The sequence below is a fragment of the Microbacterium sp. NPDC055357 genome (assembly GCF_053644835.1).
In genome coordinates this window covers 345,899-365,920 of the sequence record NZ_JBSHLZ010000002.1, presented here as the reverse complement: position 1 = coordinate 365,920, position 20,022 = coordinate 345,899, and the positions used below count along the sequence as shown (strand labels likewise).

Annotated in this window: 15 protein-coding genes; 8 read left to right on the top strand and 7 right to left on the bottom strand. The window is 70.9% G+C overall.

Features of this window, described 5'->3' with window-relative positions:
- Positions 1 to 40 precede the first annotated feature (40 nt).
- Positions 41 to 1,609 carry an FAD-dependent oxidoreductase gene (locus ACWICD_RS04960; protein ID WP_454139519.1) on the top strand — a complete coding sequence of 523 codons (1,569 nt, stop codon included), beginning with the start codon at positions 41 to 43 and terminating at the stop codon, positions 1,607 to 1,609.
- Here the strand turns inward: ACWICD_RS04960 and ACWICD_RS04955 are convergent.
- From ACWICD_RS04955 to ACWICD_RS04940, 4 genes are all read right to left on the bottom strand, one after another.
- On the bottom strand, positions 1,603 to 3,237 hold the full coding sequence (locus ACWICD_RS04955; RefSeq protein ID WP_454139460.1) for a sensor histidine kinase: 1,635 nt from the start codon (positions 3,235 to 3,237) through the stop codon (positions 1,603 to 1,605). The genes ACWICD_RS04960 and ACWICD_RS04955 overlap by 7 nt on opposite strands.
- Positions 3,234 to 3,959: a response regulator transcription factor gene (locus ACWICD_RS04950; RefSeq protein WP_376127087.1), complete on the bottom strand. Its 726-nt coding sequence runs from the start codon at positions 3,957 to 3,959 to the stop codon at positions 3,234 to 3,236. Before ACWICD_RS04950 ends, ACWICD_RS04955 begins: the two co-directional genes overlap by 4 nt.
- Before the next feature lie 162 nt (positions 3,960 to 4,121).
- Positions 4,122 to 5,549 carry an NADP-dependent phosphogluconate dehydrogenase gene (gene gndA / locus ACWICD_RS04945; protein WP_376127261.1) on the bottom strand — a complete coding sequence of 476 codons (1,428 nt, stop codon included), beginning with the start codon at positions 5,547 to 5,549 and terminating at the stop codon, positions 4,122 to 4,124.
- Positions 5,550 to 5,794: 245 nt separating this feature from the next.
- Positions 5,795 to 5,917 carry a hypothetical protein gene (locus ACWICD_RS04940; RefSeq protein ID WP_454139458.1) on the bottom strand — a complete coding sequence of 41 codons (123 nt, stop codon included), beginning with the start codon at positions 5,915 to 5,917 and terminating at the stop codon, positions 5,795 to 5,797.
- A gap of 259 nt (positions 5,918 to 6,176) precedes the next feature.
- Between ACWICD_RS04940 and ACWICD_RS04935 the strand changes: the two genes are divergently transcribed.
- Together ACWICD_RS04935 and pth are read left to right on the top strand one after the other, a co-directional pair.
- Complete coding sequence (locus tag ACWICD_RS04935) at positions 6,177 to 6,800, top strand: 50S ribosomal protein L25/general stress protein Ctc (protein ID WP_376127091.1); 624 nt, start codon at positions 6,177 to 6,179, stop codon at positions 6,798 to 6,800.
- A 92-nt stretch (positions 6,801 to 6,892) separates the two neighbouring features.
- Positions 6,893 to 7,477: an aminoacyl-tRNA hydrolase gene (gene pth, locus ACWICD_RS04930; RefSeq protein WP_454139456.1), complete on the top strand. Its 585-nt coding sequence runs from the start codon at positions 6,893 to 6,895 to the stop codon at positions 7,475 to 7,477.
- A 6-nt stretch (positions 7,478 to 7,483) separates the two neighbouring features.
- On the opposite strand, the gene ACWICD_RS04925 is transcribed toward pth, so the two are convergent.
- On the bottom strand, positions 7,484 to 7,963 hold the full coding sequence (locus ACWICD_RS04925) for a hypothetical protein (protein WP_454139454.1): 480 nt from the start codon (positions 7,961 to 7,963) through the stop codon (positions 7,484 to 7,486).
- A 60-nt stretch (positions 7,964 to 8,023) separates the two neighbouring features.
- Between ACWICD_RS04925 and mfd the strand changes: the two genes are divergently transcribed.
- Positions 8,024 to 11,665 (top strand): transcription-repair coupling factor, encoded by a 3,642-nt coding sequence (gene mfd / locus ACWICD_RS04920; RefSeq protein ID WP_454139452.1) that lies wholly within the window; start codon positions 8,024 to 8,026, stop codon positions 11,663 to 11,665.
- A gap of 442 nt (positions 11,666 to 12,107) precedes the next feature.
- Here the strand turns inward: mfd and ACWICD_RS04915 are convergent, their stop codons facing one another.
- Both ACWICD_RS04915 and gdhA read right to left on the bottom strand, forming a co-directional pair.
- Complete coding sequence (locus tag ACWICD_RS04915) at positions 12,108 to 13,721, bottom strand: DUF222 domain-containing protein (protein ID WP_454139451.1); 1,614 nt, start codon at positions 13,719 to 13,721, stop codon at positions 12,108 to 12,110.
- Between the two features lie 418 nt (positions 13,722 to 14,139).
- Entirely contained in the window at positions 14,140 to 15,498 is a 1,359-nt protein-coding gene (gdhA, locus tag ACWICD_RS04910) for an NADP-specific glutamate dehydrogenase (protein ID WP_454139449.1), read from the bottom strand.
- A gap of 223 nt (positions 15,499 to 15,721) precedes the next feature.
- Here gdhA and ACWICD_RS04905 point away from each other — a divergent pair, with 223 nt between their 5' ends.
- From ACWICD_RS04905 to ACWICD_RS04890, 4 genes are all read left to right on the top strand, one after another.
- Complete coding sequence (locus tag ACWICD_RS04905; protein ID WP_376127102.1) at positions 15,722 to 16,321, top strand: gamma carbonic anhydrase family protein; 600 nt, start codon at positions 15,722 to 15,724, stop codon at positions 16,319 to 16,321.
- A 106-nt stretch (positions 16,322 to 16,427) separates the two neighbouring features.
- Positions 16,428 to 17,624, top strand: coding sequence for a Na+/H+ antiporter NhaA (locus tag ACWICD_RS04900; RefSeq protein WP_454139448.1), 1,197 nt, complete (start codon positions 16,428 to 16,430; stop codon positions 17,622 to 17,624).
- The gene (locus ACWICD_RS04895; protein ID WP_376127106.1) at positions 17,621 to 18,382 is read left to right on the top strand and encodes a MazG nucleotide pyrophosphohydrolase domain-containing protein; all 762 of its coding nucleotides are present in this window, start codon (positions 17,621 to 17,623) and stop codon (positions 18,380 to 18,382) included. Before ACWICD_RS04900 ends, ACWICD_RS04895 begins: the two co-directional genes overlap by 4 nt.
- A 165-nt stretch (positions 18,383 to 18,547) precedes the next feature.
- A complete protein-coding gene (locus tag ACWICD_RS04890) occupies positions 18,548 to 19,930 on the top strand; it encodes a histidine--tRNA ligase (protein WP_454139518.1) in 1,383 nt (460 codons plus the stop codon).
- Positions 19,931 to 20,022 lie beyond the last annotated feature (92 nt).

Below are 20,022 nucleotides of genomic sequence, written 5' to 3'. Positions count from 1 at the left end.
CGCACGTCCGCCCAGGCCTCTCGCGAGGTGGTGTGACGTGCTGGGCTCGTTCACCGTCCTGTGGAGTCGTGTCTTCGCGGTCCTCGGCCGCGTGTCGATGTACCGTCTCGTGCTGCTCGCGCTCGCCGTGCTCGGCGGGATCGCGCTCGTGCTGTCGTTCTTCGGCCAGGTGGCTCCCGGACCGCTCGAGCTGCTCGCGACGCTCGCGGTCCTGGCCGGCGTCTGCGTGGGGGTGGATGCCGCGGCTCAGCGCATCCTCTCGCTGCCGTGGCGTCTGGAGTCCTCGCTCATCACGGCGCACATCCTGTTGTTCGTGCTGCGACCGACGCTCGATCTCGCCGGGCTCGCGGGGATCGCGCTGGCCGCGACCGTGGCATCCCTCTCGAAGTACGTCCTCGCGTGGCAGGGGCGGCACATCCTCAATCCCGCCGCCGTCGGCGCGACGGTGCTGACGCTCGTCGCGCTGGCCGTCCCCGCGCTCGGGATGCCGTCGTGGTGGGTGGGCACACCCGCGATGGCCGGCCCCGTCGCGCTGCTGGGCATCGTCGTCCTGTGGCGCACCGAGAAGCTGCGGGTGATCGCCGTCTTCCTCGTCGTCGCGGTCGGCGTCGCCGTCATGCGCACGGCCGCGCAGTACGAGGCGGCGGGTGTGTCGACCGAGATCGGCGACATCTTCTGGCCGATCCTGTCGTCGTCGCCCTTCCTGTTCCTCGGCGCGTTCATGCTGTCCGAGCCGCTCACGCTGCCGCCGCGGCGCCGTCAGCAGTTCATCGTCGCGGCCGTCGTCGGCATCCTCGCGGGCTGGCCGATCGACCTCGGCGCCATGAGTCTCGGCCAGGAGCGTGCGCTCATCATCGGCAACCTCGTCGCCTTCGCGTTCGCGGTGCGCTCGTCCGTGCGGCTCGTCCTCGATTCCCGGACGCAGCTCACACCGACCGTGCGCGAGCTGACCTTCCTCGCCCGTCGTCCGCTGCGGTTCGTGCCCGGCCAGTACCTCGAGCTCGAGGTGCCGCACCACCACCCCGACGCGCGCGGAACCCGACGCGAGTTCAGCATCGCCTCGGCGCCGCAGGACATGCCGTTCGTGCGGGTCGCGTTCCGCGAGGCCCAGGGCGAGGGGGCGAAGCCGCCCAGTTCGTACAAGCGCGCGCTCGCGGCCGTCGAGGCCGGCACGGCGCTGCCCGTCACGGGCGTGTGGGGAGACTTCGTCCTGCCCAAGCGCACGACCGCGCCCCTCCTGATGGTCGCGGCGGGCATCGGCGTCACGCCGTTCGTGTCTCAGCTGCGCGCCGCGAAGCTCGCCGCCGAGGACCGCGATGTCGTGCTCGTGTACGTGGCATCCGAGTCGTCGGAGCTGGCCTATCGCCCCGAGCTCGAAGCGACGGGCGTGCCCGTCGTCGTCTTCACACGGGACCGGCCCGCGGATCTGCCGTCGCACTGGGCGTGGGCGCGCGGTGTGCGTCTCGACGCCGGCGGGCTCGTGCAGGTCGTCCCCGACATCGCGTCGCGGCACGCGTACATCTCGGGTCCACCCGGCCTGATCGCCGACCTGGCGCCCGCGCTCGAGCGGGCGCGCTCGATCACGACCGACGCGTTCAGCGGCTACTGAGCCGGCGTCGTCGCGGGGTCGGCGTGGGGGTCGGCCGGCCGGGCCGCGGGCAGTCGCAGCTCGAACGTCGTGTCGCCCGGCGCCGATCGCACCGACAGCGTGCCGCCGTGGGCGCGCGCGATCGCCTGCGCGATCGACAGGCCGAGGCCGGTGCCGCCCGTCTGCCGTGCGCGGGAGCGGTCGCCGCGCGAGAAGCGCTGGAACAGCTCGTCGGCGACGGCGGGGTCGATGCCGGGGCCGTCATCGTGCACGCTCACGACGGCCTCTCGGCCGTCGTGCCGCACCGAGACCGCGACGTGCGTGCCCTCGGGGGTGTGGATGCGCGCGTTGGCGAGCAGGTTGGCGACGACCTGCGTGAGGCGCCCGGCGTCGCCCGCGACGACGACGGGGTTCTCATCGAGGTCGAGCGACCATTCGTGATCGGATGCCGCGGCCTGGGCATCGCCGGTCGCATCGATCACGAGGCGCGACAGGTCGACTGAGCCGTAGACGAGCTCCTGCCCCTCGTCGAGACGCGCGAGCAGCAGCAGGTCCTCGACGAGCGCCGTCATCCGCAGCGACTGCGCCTGGATGCGCTCGAGCGACGCCTCCGTCGTCTCCCACGCGATGCCGGTGACCTCGGGCGCGCCACCCGGTCCCTGGGCGCCGCGTGGTCCCTGGGCCTCGGCCGGTCCCTGAGCCCCGCCGCGTGCCGCGGCCACAGTCGGTCCCTGAGCCACAGCCGGTCCCTGAGCTTGCCGAAGGGCCCGCAGCGACAGCTCGGAGTACCCGCGGATCGAGGCGAGAGGCGTGCGCAGCTCGTGGCTCGCGTCGGCGACGAATGCCCGCATCCGCTCTTCGTTGCGCTGACGCGCGTCGAGCGAGACCGCGACGTGGTCGAGCATCGTGTTGAGGGCTTCGCCGACTCGCCCGACCTCGGTGCGCGGATCGGCCTGCGCGGCCGGCACGCGCTCGGTGAGCGAGACGGCGCCCTCGGCGAGCGGCAGCGCCGAAACCCGTGCCGCGGTGTCGGCGACGGCGCGCAGCGGCGCGAGCCCCACGCGGATCGTCCACGCCGTCGCGACGCTGAGCAGCATCAGGCCACCGAGCGTGAGGAGGGTGATCGTCGTGAGCATCTGGCCGATCGTCGTGGCGACATCGGCGCGCGAGAGCCCGACCAGGACGACGGTCGCTCCCGCGCGGAGGGGCTCGAGCCGGTACGTGCCGACGTCGTCGATCGAGGCGACGATGGGCCCCTGCACGCGCAGTCCCTGCGCGATCTGCGAGATCTGGTCGTCATCCAGCGTCGCGACGGTGCCGTCGTCCTGCACGACAGCGGCCGTGGCCTCGCCGAAGGGCGACGAGATCGCCAGCAGCGAGCCGGCCGGCTGCGGGTTCTCGCGCAGCACGTCGGCGGCCGTCATCCCCGCGCTCAGCATCGGCCCGATCCACAGCGCCGTGCGGTTCGCGGTCGACGTCAGCTGCGCGTTCAGGCGCTGCTCGAGGACGGTGCCCAGGATCGCGCTCATCGCGACCGCGACGAGCACGAGGATGAGCGAGACGATCGCGACGACCGTGCCGATCAGGCGGTTCTGCAGAGTCCAGGGGCGCCGACCCGTCGGCGGTGCCGGGGCCGCGGCATCCGTCACTGCGGGGCCTTGATCATGTACCCGACGCCGCGCACGGTGTGGATGAGGGGTTCGCGGCCCGCATCGATCTTCTTGCGCAGGTACGAGATGTAGAGCTCGACGACGGAGGAGCGCCCGCCGAAGTCGTAGTTCCAGACGCGGTCGAGGATCTGGGCCTTGGATACGACGCGGCGCTGGTTGCGCATGAGGAAGCGCAGCAGCTCGAACTCGGTCGCCGTGAGCTCGATCTCGGTGCCGGAGCGCTCGACTTCGTGGCTGTCCTCGTTGAGGCTGAGGTCGCCGACGCGCAGGATCGGCTCACTGCCGCTCGGGTGCGCCGTGCCGGCGCGGCGCATGAGTCCGCGCAGGCGTGCCACGACCTCCTCGAGGCTGAACGGCTTCGTGACGTAGTCGTCGCCGCCCGCCGTGAGGCCCGCGACGCGGTCGGCGACGGCGTCCTTCGCCGTGAGGAAGAGCACGGGCACGTTGTCGCCCGACTGGCGCAGCCGCTGCAGCACGGCCATCCCGTCGAGGTCGGGCATCATGACGTCGAGCACCATGACGTCGGGCTCGAACTCGCGCGCCGCCTGCAGTGCCTCGGTGCCCGAGGACGCGGCGCGCACCTCCCAGCCCTCCATCCGCAGCGCCATCGAGAGCAGGTCGGTGAGCATCTGCTCGTCGTCGACGACGAGCACGCGCAGGGCGGTGCCGTCGGGCCGGTGCAGGGAGGGAGTGGCGTTCACGCCTCCCATTCTGCGCCCGCACCTATGGGTTTCCTATGGCGAGCGCTATGCGCCGGCTGTGCGCTCCCTATGAACCCGTTGACCGCGAGACTGCAACGGCGGGGCGAGACAGCGGGTGAACCCCGCAGTCTCGGCGCCCCGGTGCAGTCTCGCGGGTGGGGGTCAGTGGGTGTCTTCGGCGTCGATCTCGGTGCGGTCGCCGGACCAGAGGGTGTGGAAGGTGCCCTCGCGGTCGATGCGGCGGTAGGTGTGGGCACCGAAGAAGTCGCGCTGGCCCTGGATGAGCGCGGCGGGCAGGCGCGTGGCGCGGATCCCGTCGTAATAGGCCAGCGACGAACCGAACGCGGGAGAGGGGATGCCACTGGCTGCGGCGTCCGCGACGATGCGTCGCCACGCACCCTGTGCCCGGCCGAGCGCTTCGTCGAAGTACGGGGCGGCCATGAGCAGGGGCAGCCCGGGGTCCTGCGTGTAGGCGTCGGCGATGCGGTTGAGGAACTGGGCACGGATGATGCACCCGGCCCGCCAGATCTTCGAGATGGCGCCGAGGTCGATCGCCCAGCCGTACTCGGCGGCGCCGGCGCGGATGAGGTCGAACCCCTGCGAGTACGCGACGATCTTCGACGCGTACAACGCCAAGCGGACGTCTTCGATGAACGCGTCCACGTCGCTGACGTCGAGGTCGCGGTCGGGTCCGGGAAGGTTCACACCGTAGGGGCGCTGTCCGGCCTGAGCGGACAGCGACCTGGCGAAGGTCGCTTCCGCGATCCCGGACACCGGCACGCCGAGGTCCAGCGCGGTCTGCACCGTCCACGCGCCGGTGCCTTTCGCGCCGGCCTGGTCGAGGATGACGTCCACGAGCGGCTCGCCCGTGGCAGCATCCGTCTGGCGGAGCACCTCGGCGGTGATCTCGATCAGGTAGGACTCGAGTTCGCCGGTGTTCCACTCGGCGAAGATGTCGGCGATCTGGGCGGGGCTCTTGCCCGTCGCTCGCCGGATCAGGTCGTACGCTTCGGCGATGAGCTGCATGTCGGCGTACTCGATGCCGTTGTGCACCATCTTCACGAAGTGCCCTGCGCCGTCGTGACCCACGTGCGTCACGCACGGCTCGTCCTCGGCGACCGCGGCGATCGACCGCAGGATCGGTCCCAGCGTGATCCAGGACTCGTCCGAACCGCCCGGCATGAGCGAGGGCCCGAGCAGCGCGCCCTCCTCGCCGCCGGAGACTCCCATCCCGACGAAGTTGATGCCCGTGTCGCGCACGGCCTTCTCGCGGCGGATCGTGTCGGTGAACAGGGCATTGCCGCCGTCGACGATGATGTCACCGGGCTCGAACACCGACACGAGCGAGTCGATCACGGCGTCGGTCGCCGGGCCCGCCTTGACCATGATGATCGCCGTCCGCGGGCGCACGAGCGATGCGGCGAACTCCTCGTACGACGCGGTCGCGACGAACCCCGCCTCGGGGTGCGCCGTGACGAGCTCCTCGGTCTTGGCGTACGTGCGGTTGAACACCGCGACGGTGTTTCCCTCGCGCGACGCGAGGTTGCGCGCCAGGTTCGACCCCATCACCGCAAGCCCCACGACACCGATGTTCGCCGTCGCGGCGGGCGCGGCATCCGGACCCTCCGGTTCCGGGACCGGGCGTTCGACCTCTTCGGGGCGCGGCGCGCCCTCGTGCGCGGGAGCCGAACCCGGCTGATCGTCGCGATCGGTCGAGATGTCGTTGCTGGTCGAGGGGTCGCTCTGCGTCACACGTGCTCCTGGGTTCGATGAGGGGACGGTTCGGGGCGCAACGCGTGGCGCGATCGCGCGGGTACGGACGGCGGCCGGCGCGATCAGTCCTTGCGGTACGCCTGACGGCCCATCGACCAGAACGCCCCGACGAGAGCGATGAGCCCGAGGGCGCTCATGAGGCCGATGAGCCCCATCATGACGGTCGTGGCGAGCTGAGTGTCCATGGTCACGGGTCCTCTGGGTCGGGGCAGGATGGTCCGTTCATCATCGTAGCGGGAGCGCTGGTAGACTCGGGGTGGACTTCGGCGAGGGATCGTCGCATGCCGCCACGGCGGCACGTCGCGGCATCCGTTATCGACGGGGGTGTGCAGGCCTTTCAGGTTTCCTCACGCGCTCGCGTTCGAGTCGAGACCCCCATACGTGGGCCCGCGAGAAGCGCGGTGCCCGAAGAGCGAACGGGCCGCGTGCCCCAAGGAGAACATCATGTCGAACGAACTCGACAACAAGGTCGCCACCGAGACCCGCCACAGCTTCGGCAAGGGCTTCGCCCGTCGCCTCCGCGCCGAGGGCAAGATCCCCGCCGTCGTCTACGGCCACGGCACCGACCCCGTGCACGTCGCACTGCCGGGCCACCAGGTGTCGCTCCTCGTGCGCCGCGCCAACGCGCTGCTCGACCTCGACATCGACGGCGCGTCGCAGTTGACGCTCGTCAAGGACGTGCAGCGCGACCCCGTGCGCCAGATCATCGAGCACATGGACCTGCTCGTCGTGAAGAAGGGCGAGAAGGTCCAGGTCGACGTTCCCGTCGTCGTGCTCGGCGAGTCCTACCCGGGCACGATCGCCAACCTCGACGCACCGACGATCCTGCTCGAGGCCGAGGCGACCCACATCCCCGAGAGCATCGAGGTCGACATCGAAGGCCTCGAGGAAGGCGCGCACATCACCGCCGCCGACCTCACGCTGCCCAAGGGCTCGTCGCTCATCGCCGACCCCGAGACGCTCATCGTCGCCATCTCGGTGCCCGCCGCCGCGATCGCCGCTGAGGATGAGATCGCCGAGGCGGATGCCGCCGTCGCCGCAGAGCAGTCGGCCGAGAGCGCCGAGTAAGACTCCGCACGCTCACGAAGGGGTGCGTCGTCCGACAGGGCGACGCACCCCTTCGGCGTTCGGGCGGCGGCCGTTCGGGCAGGATGGTGGGCATGGCAGACGCATGGCTCGTCGTGGGCCTGGGCAATCCAGGGCCGCGCTACGAAACGACCCGACACAACGTGGGGCAGCTCGTCGTCGACGAACTCGCGGCACGACGCGGCGAGGGCTTCAAGGCGCACAAGGCGAACGCTCGCATCGCCGAGACGTGGCTGCGGCCGGGCGGGGCGAAGCTGATCCTGGCGAAGCCGAACTCCTTCATGAACGTCTCAGGGGGCCCGGTCGCCGGGCTCGCGAAGTTCTACGGCATCGAACCCGGCCATGTCATCGTCGTGCACGACGAACTGGACATCCCGTTCGACAGCCTGAAGCTCAAGACGGGCGGGGGTCACGGCGGTCACAACGGCGTGCGCGACGTCGCGAAGGCCCTCGGCACGCCGGAGTTCCCGCGCGTGCGCGTCGGCATCGGGCGACCTCCGGGGCGTCAGGATGCCGCGGACTGGGTCCTCGACCCATTCGGCACCACCGAGCGCAAGACGTTGCCCATTCTGCTCTCCGACGCCGCTGACGCCGTCGAGCAGCTCGTCGGCGAGGGGCTGCTCGCGGCGCAGCAGAAGCACCACGCTCCGCGCGTGTGACGCGGTTCAGTACGGGGCGGCCGCCAGCCCGAGCGCGAGTGCGCCGACCGCGGCGACGGCGAAGATGACCGGGCCGCCGACGGCGAGGACGACAGCGGTGATGCCCTGACCCCGGCCCGCGCCGGTCGCGATCGCGATGATGCCCTGCACGAGAGCCCAGATCCCGGCCGTCGTGCCCGCCCATCCCGCGACCTCCGCGAGCAGCACGATGTCGCGTACGGGGCTCAGCGCCGCCCAGTCGAGGTTCGGCCCGCTCACGAGCCGGACGAAGTCGATCCCCGCCGAACCGATGCCGTACGCCGCCAACGCGACGACGAGCGGCGCGACGACGGATGCCACGAGTGCGGCCACGAGCGCGACGATCCCGGTCGTCGCGGCGCGAGGCTGCGGGGGAGGAGGCGGCATCGCGACGGCGCGCGGCAGGACGTACGGCGGAGCGTAGGGCGCACCCATCGGGACGTTGCCGAGGTGCTGTCGATCGCTCATCCGTTCATCCTACGAGCGCCGCGCGGCGCGCATGTCCGCCGTCCCGCGTAGACTTCTGCGGTGACAGTTCCCGGGATCGTGCGCGCCCTCGAACAGGCTGAGTCCTTCCGGGATGCCGCGGGCGCAGCATCCGCCGACGCCGACTTCTCGCTCGTCGAAGGCCTCGATGCCCCGCTGCTGGCGGCGCTGCTCGACAGACGCCGCGCGGCAGGACACCCGCCGATGCTTCTCGTGATCACCCCGACGGGTCGCCGCGCCGATGCGCTCGGGCCCGCGCTCGCCTCCGTGCTTCCCGGCGCTGAGGTCATGCATTTCCCCGCGTGGGAGACCTTGCCGCACGAACGTCTCAGCCCGTCGGCCGAGATCGTCGGCAATCGGCTCGATGTGCTCGGCCGCATCGCACGGTGGGAGGGCACCTCGCCGCTCGTCGTGACGACCTCGGTGCGCGGCGCGATCCAGCCGCTCGCGGCGGGGCTCACCGACGTGCCGCCCGTCGAGCTCGCTGTCGGCGGGCGCGACCACGATCTCGCGACGATCGCGCTGAGCCTGGTCGAGCTGGCCTACCAGCGCGTGGACATGGTGTCGCGCCGCGGCGAGTTCGCCGTGCGCGGCGGCATCCTCGATGTCTTCCCGCCCACGGCGCCCCACCCGTATCGCATCGAGTTCTTCGGCGACGAGGTCGACCAGATCCGCGCGTTCTCGGTCGCCGATCAGCGCTCGCTTCCCGGCGACGTGCCCGCCGTGCAGCTCATCGCCAGCCGCGAGCTGCTGCTCACGCCCGACGTCCGTGCCCGTGCCGGCGCTCTCGCCGAGGATTTCCCCGGTCTGCGGGGCATGCTCGAGAAGATGTCCGAGGGGATCCCCGTCGAGGGGATGGAATCCCTTCTTCCGGCCGTCGCGGATCGCATCGTGACGTTCGCCGACTACCTGCCCGAGGGCGCCGCCATCGCGCTCGTCGATCCCGAGCGTGCCGTGACGCGTGCCATCACGCTCGGCGAGACGAACCGCGAGTTCCTCGAGGCGGCGTGGAATGCCGCGACGGCGGGTGCCGAGGCGCCGATCGACCTCGGCGCGGGCGATTTCGTCACGCTGCCGCACCTGCGCGAGGCGGCGCACGCGCGCCGCGCCGTGTGGTGGACGCTGAGCGCGTTCGACTCGGGCGCCTCCGACGCGATCGCCGCGCTTCGAGAAGCGCAGGAGGCCGGCGAGGACATCGACATCGACGTCGCTCTCGAGCAGGCCTCCGCGCTTCGCGTGCCCGGCGCATCCGTGCCCTCGTTCCAGGGCAACGTCGACGGCGCGACGGCGCACGTCGGCCAGCTGCTCGCCGACGGATGGCGCGTCGTCGTGGCGGCATCGGGTGCGGGGCTGGTGGATCGCGCACGCGACGTGCTCGCCGAACGCGGCATCGCGGCTCGCAAGGTCGACACCTTGAGCGAGATCCCGGATGCCGGTGTGGCGCACATCGTCGCGGCGCCTCTCGAACGCGGATTCGAGGTGGCAGACGCCAAGTTCGCTGTGCTCACGGAGACCGAGTTCTACGGGCGCACGATCGGCGGAGACCAGCGTGTCGTCAAGAAGCTCGCGTCGCGTCGCAAGAACGTGGTCGATCCGCTGCAGCTCAAGCCGGGGGACAACGTCGTGCACGCGACGCACGGCATCGGGCGCTTCGTCGAGCTGACGCAGCGCGAGGTGTCCAGCGGCGGGCGCAATCCCGTCAAGAGCGTGCGGGAGTACCTCGTGCTCGAGTACGCGCCCTCCAAGCGCGGCTACCCCGGCGACAAGCTCTTCGTGCCGACGGATCAGCTCGACCTGCTCTCGCGCTACGTCGGGGGCGAGGCGCCGACGCTGTCGAAGATGGGCGGCAGCGATTGGGCGGCGGCCAAGGGCAAGGCGCGCAAGGCGGTGCGCGACATCGCGGTCGAGCTCGTGAAGCTCTATTCGGCGCGGATGGCCGCGAAGGGCTATGCGTTCGGACCCGATACGCCGTGGCAGCGCGAGCTCGAAGAGGCCTTCCCGTTCGCCGAGACTCCTGACCAGCTGCAGACGATCGATGAGATCAAGGCCGACATGGAGAAGCCGATCCCGATGGACCGGCTCTTGTCGGGCGACGTCGGATTCGGCAAGACCGAGGTCGCTGTGCGGGCCGCGTTCAAGGCGATCCAGGACGGCAAGCAGGTCGCGATGCTCGTGCCGACGACGCTCCTGGTCAAGCAGCACTTGGAGACGTTCTCCGAGCGGTTCGCCGGGTTCCCCGTCAAGGTCAAGGCGCTGTCCCGGTTCCAGACCGACAAGCAGGCGCGCGACGTGCTCGCGGGGCTCACCGACGGCACGATCGACATGGTCATCGGAACGCACCGCATCCTGACCGAGAAGGTCATCTTCAAAGACCTCGGGCTCCTGATCGTCGACGAGGAGCAGCGCTTCGGCGTCGAGCACAAGGACGCGCTCAAGAAGCTGAAGACGAACGTCGACATCCTCGCGATGAGTGCCACGCCGATTCCGCGGACGCTCGAGATGGCGGTCACCGGTATCCGCGAGATGTCGACGCTGCAGACGCCGCCCGAGGACCGGCATCCGATCCTGTCGTTCGTCGGTCCGCGCAATGACAAGCAGATCGCGGCGGCGATCCGTCGTGAGCTGCTGCGCGAAGGACAGATCTTCTTCGTGCACAATCGCGTGCAGTCGATCCAGCGGGTCGCCGCCGACCTCGCCGAGCTCGTGCCCGAGGCGCGCATCGCCGTCGCGCACGGTCAGATGGGCGAGCACGCGCTCGAAGAGGTCGTCGACGCGTTCTGGGAGCGCCGGTTCGACGTGCTCGTGTGCACGACGATCGTCGAGACGGGGCTGGACATCTCCAACGCCAACACGATCATCATCGATCGGGCCGACAAGTACGGGCTGTCGCAGCTGCACCAGCTGCGCGGGCGTGTGGGCCGCGCGCGCGAGCGGGCGTACGCGTACTTCCTGTATGACGAGATGAAGCCGCTGTCCGAGACGGCAGCGGACCGTCTCGAGACGATCGCGGTCAACAACGACCTCGGGTCGGGAATGCAGGTCGCGCTGAAGGATCTCGAGATCCGCGGCGCGGGCAATCTTCTGGGCGCCGAACAGGCCGGCCACATCGCGGGGGTCGGGTTCGACCTGTACCTGCGCATGATCGGCGAGGCCGTCGCGACGTTCCGCGGCGACGACGTCGAAGGCCCGACCGAGCTGCGGCTCGAGCTGCCCGTTCAGGCGCGGATTCCCGAGTCGTACATCGACAGCGAACGGCTGCGGCTCGAGGCCTATCAGAAGCTCTCGGCCGCGGCATCCCTCAGCGCGAAGGACGACGCGATCGACCTCGTCGTCGACGAGTTCACCGACCGCTACGGCGACATGCCGGGCGACGTCGACGGGCTCATCGCGGTCGCCCGCCTGCGCCGACGCGCCGCTCGCGCGGGGCTCGCCGACGTCGTCGCGATGGGTCCGAACCTGCGCATCGCGCCGGCGCATCTGCCGGACTCGATGCGCGTGCGGCTGCAGCGGCTGCATCCCAAGGCGAAGCTCATCTCGGGCGGTGACGCGCTCGTCGTGCCGTTGCCGACGGCGGGCGGCGAGGCGCTGCGCGATGCGGAGCTCATCGCGTGGGTCGATCAGCTGCTCGATCAGCTGTGGCCGCTGAAGGATGCTGCGCCAGCCGAGGCCGCTGCCGGAGGATGACCCCGCCCGGCGCGCGGAGGGCATGGCCGGCGCGCTGAGCCCTCGCCATCGTCGCGCGTGCCGCCGAGAGGGCGGGGGTTGCCGGCTCGCGGGTGCTGCCGAGGGGTGGGGCTGCCGAGGCGGCGGGCGCTGCCGAGGGGGCGGGTGCTGCCGAGGGGGCGGGTGCTGCCGAGGGGGCGCGAGTGCCGCAGAGGGAGCGGGTGCTGCCGAGCGGGCGGGTGCTGCCGAGGGAGCGGGTGCTGCCGAGGGAGCGGGTGCTGCCGAGGCGGCGGGTGCTGCCGAGGCGGCGGGTGCTGCCGAGCGGGTGGGTCGTGCCGAGGGGGGCGAGTGCCGCAGAGGGAGCGGGTGCTGCCGAGGCGGCGGGTGCTGCCGAGGCGGCGGGGGATGCCGATTCGCGCGTGCCGCCGAGGGGGCGGGTGTTGCCGAGGGGCCGGGTGCCGGCTCAGAAGGGCGCGGGCGGTCCGCCCTCGTCCGTGCTCGTGGTGGCGATCGCCAGCCAGTCCGTCGGGACGAATCTGACCGTCGACGGTGGTCGGTCCTGGTAGCGACGGCCCGTGGGGGAGTACCACTCGAGGACCCCGCCCGGTCCTTGCTCGACGCGCCACGCCGTGTGGTGTTTGAGCGTGTGATGGCGCCTGCAGAAGTGACCGAGGTTGGTCTCGCAGGTCGCCCCGCCCTTCGCGGCGTCCTTCGTGTGGTCGACGTCGGCGCGGATCGCCGGGCGCCGACACCCGGGAGCCCGACAGCGCTCGTCGCGCGCCCGCAAGTGTCGGCGGAGCTTCTTGTCGGGCCGGTACCGGTCGACGGCGAGCACGGCACCGGTATGCGGATGAGTGAGGACGCGGTCCCACCCCTTCGCGTGGCCCGCCAGACGGAGAGCGGTGTCGGGATCGATGGGACCGTACCCGGCCAAGAGGTAGGGCTCGGCGCCGGAGCCCGCGGCGGTGAGCGCGGGGACGGTGACCTGGACGTGCCCCGTGATCGCGGCGAGCGCGTCACCCTCGCCATGTGCAGCCGGCGCGCCGGCCAGAAGCAGGTCGGCGAAGAGGTCGGCGCGAATCTGGTCCATCGTCCGGGAGTCGCGGGGTTCGGATGCCGCACCGTGCTCGTCGCCGGTCCACGCCGCACCGTCGGCGTCGCTGTCGGTCGATGCGGCGTGCGCGTTGCCGGATCCCGCGATCCTCGCGCCCGCGTCCGCGCCGGCGCCGGCGAGCGTGCCGTCGGATGGGCCGGCGAGCGTACTGTCGCCCGCGTCGGCGAGCGTACCGTCGGACGGGCCGGTGACGACGACGGGTTCCGTAACGACGACGGGTTCCGTGACGACGACGGATCCCGTCTCGTCGTGGCCGTCGCTGTCGCGCGCCTCGAGCGAGCGGGGCCCGCTATCGGCCGCGGCGTTGTCGTTCACGATGGCGCGGGCCATCTCGGTCAGCCGGTCGCGGATCGCGTAGGCGAGCGCTGCCGGCTGGTCCGAGATGATCCGCGCGACACCGTCGTCGAGGTCGATGAGCCGAACGCACCTGTCCGCGACGGCCCGGCGCCGCCGCTCGACAGTCGCATCCGGGTCGAGCTGGGCGGCGACCGCCCGCGCCATCGCGCGCAGTCGGCCCGGCGCTTCGGCTTCCGCCACCGCGATCACCGTCTCTTCGTATCGGGCACGAGTGTCGGCATCGGCGATGGGAGAGCCGGCGTCGAGGATCACTCGGACATGTCCCGCGTCGATGCGCCCTGCCTGCCACGCGGCGAAGGTGGCGGCGAAGCGACTCGTGAGTGTCGCGGCATCCCCCATCCGGGACTGCACGGTTCGATCCGTCACCCGCATCGCCGCGCCCAGCTCGGCCGCGACTTCGCGAACGGCCAGGTCGCTGCGCGACATGCGGCGGCCGGCTGCTCTGCCCTGCGCGACGCGAGCGAGGGAGAGGTCCACCGCGTCGGAGAGCAGCTGCTCTTGCCGCGCCTCGAGTGCTGCGATCTGCCGACGGGTGGTGAGCATGTCGGATACGAGGTCATCGAGCGCGGTCGTCCAGCCGGTGTCGGTCGACAGGTCGTGCCCCATGAGCGCTCCAAACACAGAGAGTGGACGGTCAAGCGCGAGATGGGCACGTGCGCGAGAACTGGCTCCAGTGTAGTACATATCTTCGAGTAATGGAAGGGGGGCGCGAAGAAAAAAGGAAAAGAAATGCGCGTCTCGCGCCGACCAGAACACGTCGACGTCCGCGGACCGGCACCGGGCGGCACCCCACGACGGCGCCCGGCGTGCCGAGCAGGCCGGTCTGCAGCATCTCGGGGACGGCGCAGACGATCAGCCCGACGCCTCCGAAGGTCCTCGTCGTCACCCGGCCACGAATCCCCGAAGGTGCAGAGGCGTGCGTTCCGCAGCACCACCTCTGACAGGAGCCGTTTCACCCGCGGATGCGAGCGCTCACACCGGCTGGGCTTCCTGCGAACCGCCGCGAAACCCGCGCGGAGAAGCGTCAGATGACGCCCTGCGCGAGCATCGCGTGCGCGACGCGCTCGAAGGCCGCCGAGTTCGCGCCCACGACGTAGTCACCGGGGCGGCCGTACCGCGCGGCGGCGTCGAAGGCGGAGTCGTGGACGTCCTTCATGATCGAGCGCAGGCGCGATTCGCTGTCGTCGAAGCTCCACCGCTGCCGAGAGGCGTTCTGGCTCATCTCGAGCGCCGACGTCGCCACGCCGCCCGCGTTGGCGGCCTTGCCCGGCGCGAACATCACGTCGGAGGACTGGAACGCGGCGATGGCACCGGGTGTCGAGGGCATGTTCGCACCCTCGGCGACCGCGCGCACGCCGTTGCCGATGAGGGCGCGGGCATCCTGCTCTTCGAGCTCGTTCTGCGTCGCCGACGGGATCGCGATGTCGACGGGCACCTCCCACGGGCGGGCCCCCTCGACGAAACGTGCCGACGGTCGACGAGCGGCGTACTCGCCGATGCGCGCACGCTCGGTCTCTTTCACCTGGCGCAGCAGCTCGACGTCGATGCCGGCGTCATCGACGACGTAGCCTGACGAGTCCGAAGCCGTGACCGGAGTCGCGCCCAGCTGCCACGCCTTCTTGATCGCGTAGATCGCGACGTTGCCCGAGCCGGAGACGCCGACGCGCAGCCCCGCGAGGGACTGACCGCGCACACCCAGCATCTCCTGCGCGAAGAAGACCGCGCCGAAACCGGTCGCCTCGGTGCGGACCTCGGCACCGCCCCACTGCACGCCTTTGCCGGTGAACATGCCCGACTCGTGGCGGTTCGTGATCCTGCGGTACTGGCCGAACAGGTAGCCGATCTCGCGCGCCCCGACGCCGATGTCACCGGCAGGGACGTCGGTGTGCTCGCCGAGGTGGCGGTACAGCTCGTTCATGAAGGACTGGCAGAAGCGCATGACCTCGGCGTCGGAGCGGCCGTGCGGGTCGAAGTCGCTGCCGCCCTTGGCACCACCGATGCCCTGCCCCGTGAGCGCGTTCTTGAAGACCTGCTCGAAGCCGAGGAACTTCACGATCGACAGGTTCACGGATGGGTGGAAGCGCAGGCCGCCCTTGTACGGACCGAGCACCGACGAGAACTGCACACGGAACCCGCGGTTGACGCGCAGACGCCCGCCGTCATCGACCCATGGCACGCGGAACAGGATCTGCCGCTCGGGCTCGACGAGCCGTTCCACGATGCCGCCATCGACGAACTCGGGATGCTCCTCGAGCACGGGGCCGATCGACTCCAGCACCTCATGCACGGCCTGGAGGAACTCGGGTTCGTGGGGGTTGCGTGCCTGAACCGTGTCGAACACCTCGGTGACGGCGGGCGGAAGAGCGGCGAGCGTTTCGGTCACGGAGAGCACTTTCTGGCCGGAGCGATGGGCACCCGGAACCGGCGATCCCCACCCACGGGTTCGTGGGCTGCCGGGTGCGACGCGGATTATGCGTGGCTGCCCGGGGGTGCGCGGGTGACGCGCATCGGCACGGACGGGAGACCTCAGCCTAACGCGCGCGACTCATGAGCGGATGCCACGCGCACGAGAGCGCGCTACGCTGAGCGCCGACCGAGGAGGAACGATGAGGTTCGAGCATCTCGGGGTCGGGCCCCGCATCCACCCCACGGCGGTCATCGCACCGACCGCCGTCATCAGCGGCGACGTCGAGATCGGCGCCGAGTGCCAAGTGCTGCACGGAGCGGTCATCACGTCGGAGGGCGGTCCCGTCACGCTCGGGCATGACGTCATCGTCATGGAGAACGCGCTCGTACGCGCGACCGCGACGAACCCGGTGCACATCGGCGACCATGTGCTCGTCGGGCCGATGGCGAGCGTGTCGGGCGCGACGATCGAGGACGAGGTGTTCCTCGCGACGGGGACCCGCATCTTCAACGGCGCCCGGATCGGCGCGCGCAGCGACATCCGCATCAATGCGGTCGTGCACCTGCGGACGACCCTGCCGCCCGAGTCGGTCGTGCCGATCGGCTGGGTCGCCGTCGGTGAGCCCGCCCGGATCCTGCCTCCCGAGCGGCACGAGGAGATCTGGGCGGCGCAGCGCGAACTCGACTTCCCCGGCTACGTCTTCGGACTCGACGCCGAGACCCCCGATCTCATGGTGCAGCTCACCGAGCGCTACGGCCAGAGCCTCGCCCGCCACGCGCACGACACGCGCGTGGACTGATCCGCCGCGGCGGTCTCGGAAGGCTCGGTACACTGGGCGGCGGTGAGCCGGGAAGTCTGGTCGGCACGGTGCTGCCGTACCCTGCCGACTCACCCGAAAGAGGCCCATGTCCCTGCTGCGCTCCGCACGATTCCCCGCCGTCATCCTGCTGGCCGCTGCCATCCTCGGCCTGGTCCTGGCCAATTCGCCGATCGGTCCCGCCATCGCCGAGATCAAAGGCACGTACCTCGGCATCCCGGGCGTCTTCGAGATGTCCGTCGGCCACTGGGTGCAGGACGGCCTCCTCGCGATCTTCTTCTTCGTCGTCGCGATCGAGCTGCAGTACGAGCTGACAGCGGGCGAGCTCAACTCCGCGCGTAAGGCCCTGCAGCCGGCGATCGCGGCTGCGGGGGGAGTCCTGGTGCCGATCGGGGTGTTCCTGCTCTTCGCCGGCGGGTCCGACGCCGCCGGCGGGTGGCCGATCCCCACCGCGACCGACATCGCCTTCGCCCTGGGCGTGCTCGCCGTTTTCGGCAAGGGGCTGCCCAGTGGCATCCGGATCTTCCTGCTCGCGCTGGCGATCCTCGACGACATCGTCGGGATCGTCTTCATCGCCGTGCTCTTCACGAACGACGTCAACGTCGGCCTGCTCGCGCTCGCCGTGGTCGCCGTTGCGATTTTCGCCGTGCTGAGCCGCATGCTCGGCTCGCGCGCGGACGGTCTCATCATCGGCGCCTTGATCGTGCTCGGCATCGCGACGTGGCTGCTCGTCTACTTCTCGGGTGTCCACGCGACGATCGCCGGTGTGGCGCTCGGTCTGGTCATGGCGCAGCCGCCGGCGCTGCGCACGCGGCACGCCCTCGAACCGCTCGTCAACGGGCTCGTCCTGCCGCTGTTCGCCTTCTCGGCCGCACTCGTGGTGATCCCGATGGTGTCGCCCGCTCAGCTCTCACCGGCGTTCTGGGGCATCCTCTTGGCGTTGCCCGTGGGCAAGATTCTCGGCATCACGCTCGCCGGGTGGATCTCGCTGCGGATCGGCAACCGGGGCAAGGCCCCCCATCTCGCACTCATGGACCTCGTGGCCGCCGGCGCGCTGGGCGGGATCGGCTTCACCGTCTCGCTGCTGCTGTCCGAGCTCGCTTTCGCGGACAGCCCGCTCGTGCGCGACGAGGCGACCCTCGGCGTGCTCGCAGGATCGGTGATCTCGATCGTGCTGGCGGCGGCGCTCGTCGCACAGCGCGCGCTGCACTATCGCCGCACCTCGCCGGAGACCCGTGACGAGGAGCTGCCGCCGCAGGAGGAGACGAAGGGCCAGATCGCGTGACGGATGCCGCACCCGACCCGCGCGCGCAGCCCGATGCCCTCCGTGCCGCGGCTGAGACGATGCGCGCCGTGCGGGATCGCTGTGTGTGGACGCAGCAGATCGATCATCGCGACCTCGTGCCGTACCTCGTCGAGGAGAGCGCCGAAGTCATCGATGCGGTCGAGGACGGCACGCCCGCCGAGCTGCGCGAAGAGCTCGGCGACCTGCTCTGGCAAGTGCTGTTCCACGCCGAGATCGCCTCGCGCGACGCCGTCGAGCCGTTCGACATCGACGACGTCGCCCGGGGGCTCACCGACAAGATGGTGAGGCGGCATCCGCATGTCTTCGCCGACGCCGTCGCGCGGACCTCCGATGAGGTGCTCATGCACTGGAACGCCGCGAAAGCGGCCGAGAAGAACGAGCGCACGAGCGTCCTCGACGGCGTCAGCGACCGGATGCCCTCCCTCGCGCTCGCGCAGAAGCTCCTGGGCAAGGCGACGACGCTTCGACACGCTCAGCGACCAGACCCCGCCGCGCCCCCAGTCCCTGACCCGGGACTGCCCCCGGTCCCTGAGCGTGCCGAAGGGTCGACGGCCGAGGCGCCCGGACTGCCCCCGGTCCCTGAGCTCGCGGAAGGGCCGACGACCGAGGCGGAGCTCGGCGACGCGCTGCTCGGGCTCGTCGTCGCCGCCCGCGCGAACGGGTGGGACGCCGAGCGCGCGCTGCGCGTGCGGGTGCGCCGCCTCGAGCGCGACATCCGCGACGCGGAGCGTGCATAACTCCTCACCGAACCGCTGGATGCACGTCGAGAACGCCGCCCCGCGAAATCCATGAGGAGTTGTGCACGCGGTGGTCCTGACGTTGTGCACGCGGTGGTCCTGACGTTGTGCACGCGGTGGACCTGGAAGAATGACCCCGTGGCATCCGTCAATCCGCCGCGCGGCATGCGCGACTTCCTCCCCGCCGACAAGGCCCGTCGCGAGCGTGTGCTCGCCGTCATCCGCGAGCGCTACCGTGCGCACGGGTTCGACGAGATCGAGACCCCCGTCATGGAGGAGTACGCGCGCCTGCACGCGGGCATCGGCGGTGACAACGAGAAGCTCGCCTACAACGTTCTCAAACGCGGTCTCGACGCCGAGGCGATCCGTGCCGCCGCAGACGACCCCGCGGCTCTGACCGACCTCGGGCTGCGGTACGACCTGACCGTCCCGCTCGCGCGGTTCTACGCCAGCCACCGCGGCGAGTTGCCGACCGTGTTCCGGGCGATCCAGATCGCGCCGGTGTGGCGTGCCGAGCGCCCGCAGAAGGGGCGCTACCGCCAGTTCATGCAGTGCGACATCGACATCATCGGCGACGCGTCGGCGCGGGCCGAAGCCGAACTCGTCGTCGCGACCCTCGACACGCTCGACGCCCTCGGTCTCGAGGGCGGAACGGTGCGCATCAACGACCGCCGGATCCTCGACTGGATGCTGGACCGCTTCGGCTTCGCCCCCGACGAGCGGCCCGGCGTGCTCATCACGATCGACAAGCTCGACAAGATCGGGCCGTCCGGCGTCGTGAGCGAGCTGCGTGAACGAGGCGCGACACCGGACGCGGTCGACGGCCTCGAGTCGTTCCTCACCCGACCCATGACGCTGGAATACAACCCGTACGGCGAGCGACAGATCCGAAAGCTGCTGCCCGAGGGGGCCCCCGACGACATCGTCGCGCACCTCGTCGGCATCGGCGCGGCCGTCGTGGCGGCACGCCCTTCGACAAGCTCAGGGGCGACAAGCTCAGGGGCGACAAGCTCAGGGGCGACAAGCTCAGGGGCGACAGGCTCAGGGGCGACAGGCTCAGGGGCGACAAGCTCAGGGGCGACAGGCTCAGCGGCCGCGGCCGGCGACATCCCGCTCGTGTTCGATCCCTTCCTCGTGCGCGGCATGGGGTACTACACGGGCACGATCTTCGAGCTCGCCCACCCCTCGGTCAGCTACTCGCTGGGCGGCGGCGGCCGCTACGACGGCATGATCGGCCGTTTCCTCGGCCAGGACGCGCCCGCCGTCGGCTTCTCGATCGGCTTCGAGCGCATCGTCGACCTCGTGCAGGAGCGCGCGGATGCCGCAGCCTCGGCGATCGTGCTCGTGCACGACCGCGATGCGGCACCGGACGAGCTCATCGCGATCAAGGCCGCACTCATCGCCGAGGGCTCGCGCGTGCGCCTGGAGCAGCGCACCAAGAACCTCAAGGCGCTGCTCGAGCGCGCGGCATCCGACGGTTACACGGCTTTCGCGACCGTCGCGGCCGGCGCGACGCGCGCCGAACTCGACATCAAGCCGCTGGGCTGAGCCGGGCCCGCCGCGCCAGTCGCGCGCGCTTGCGCCGGACTGGTAGCGTGCCGGGGACCGGAGTGGCCGATGCTGCGGCACCGGCAGACACA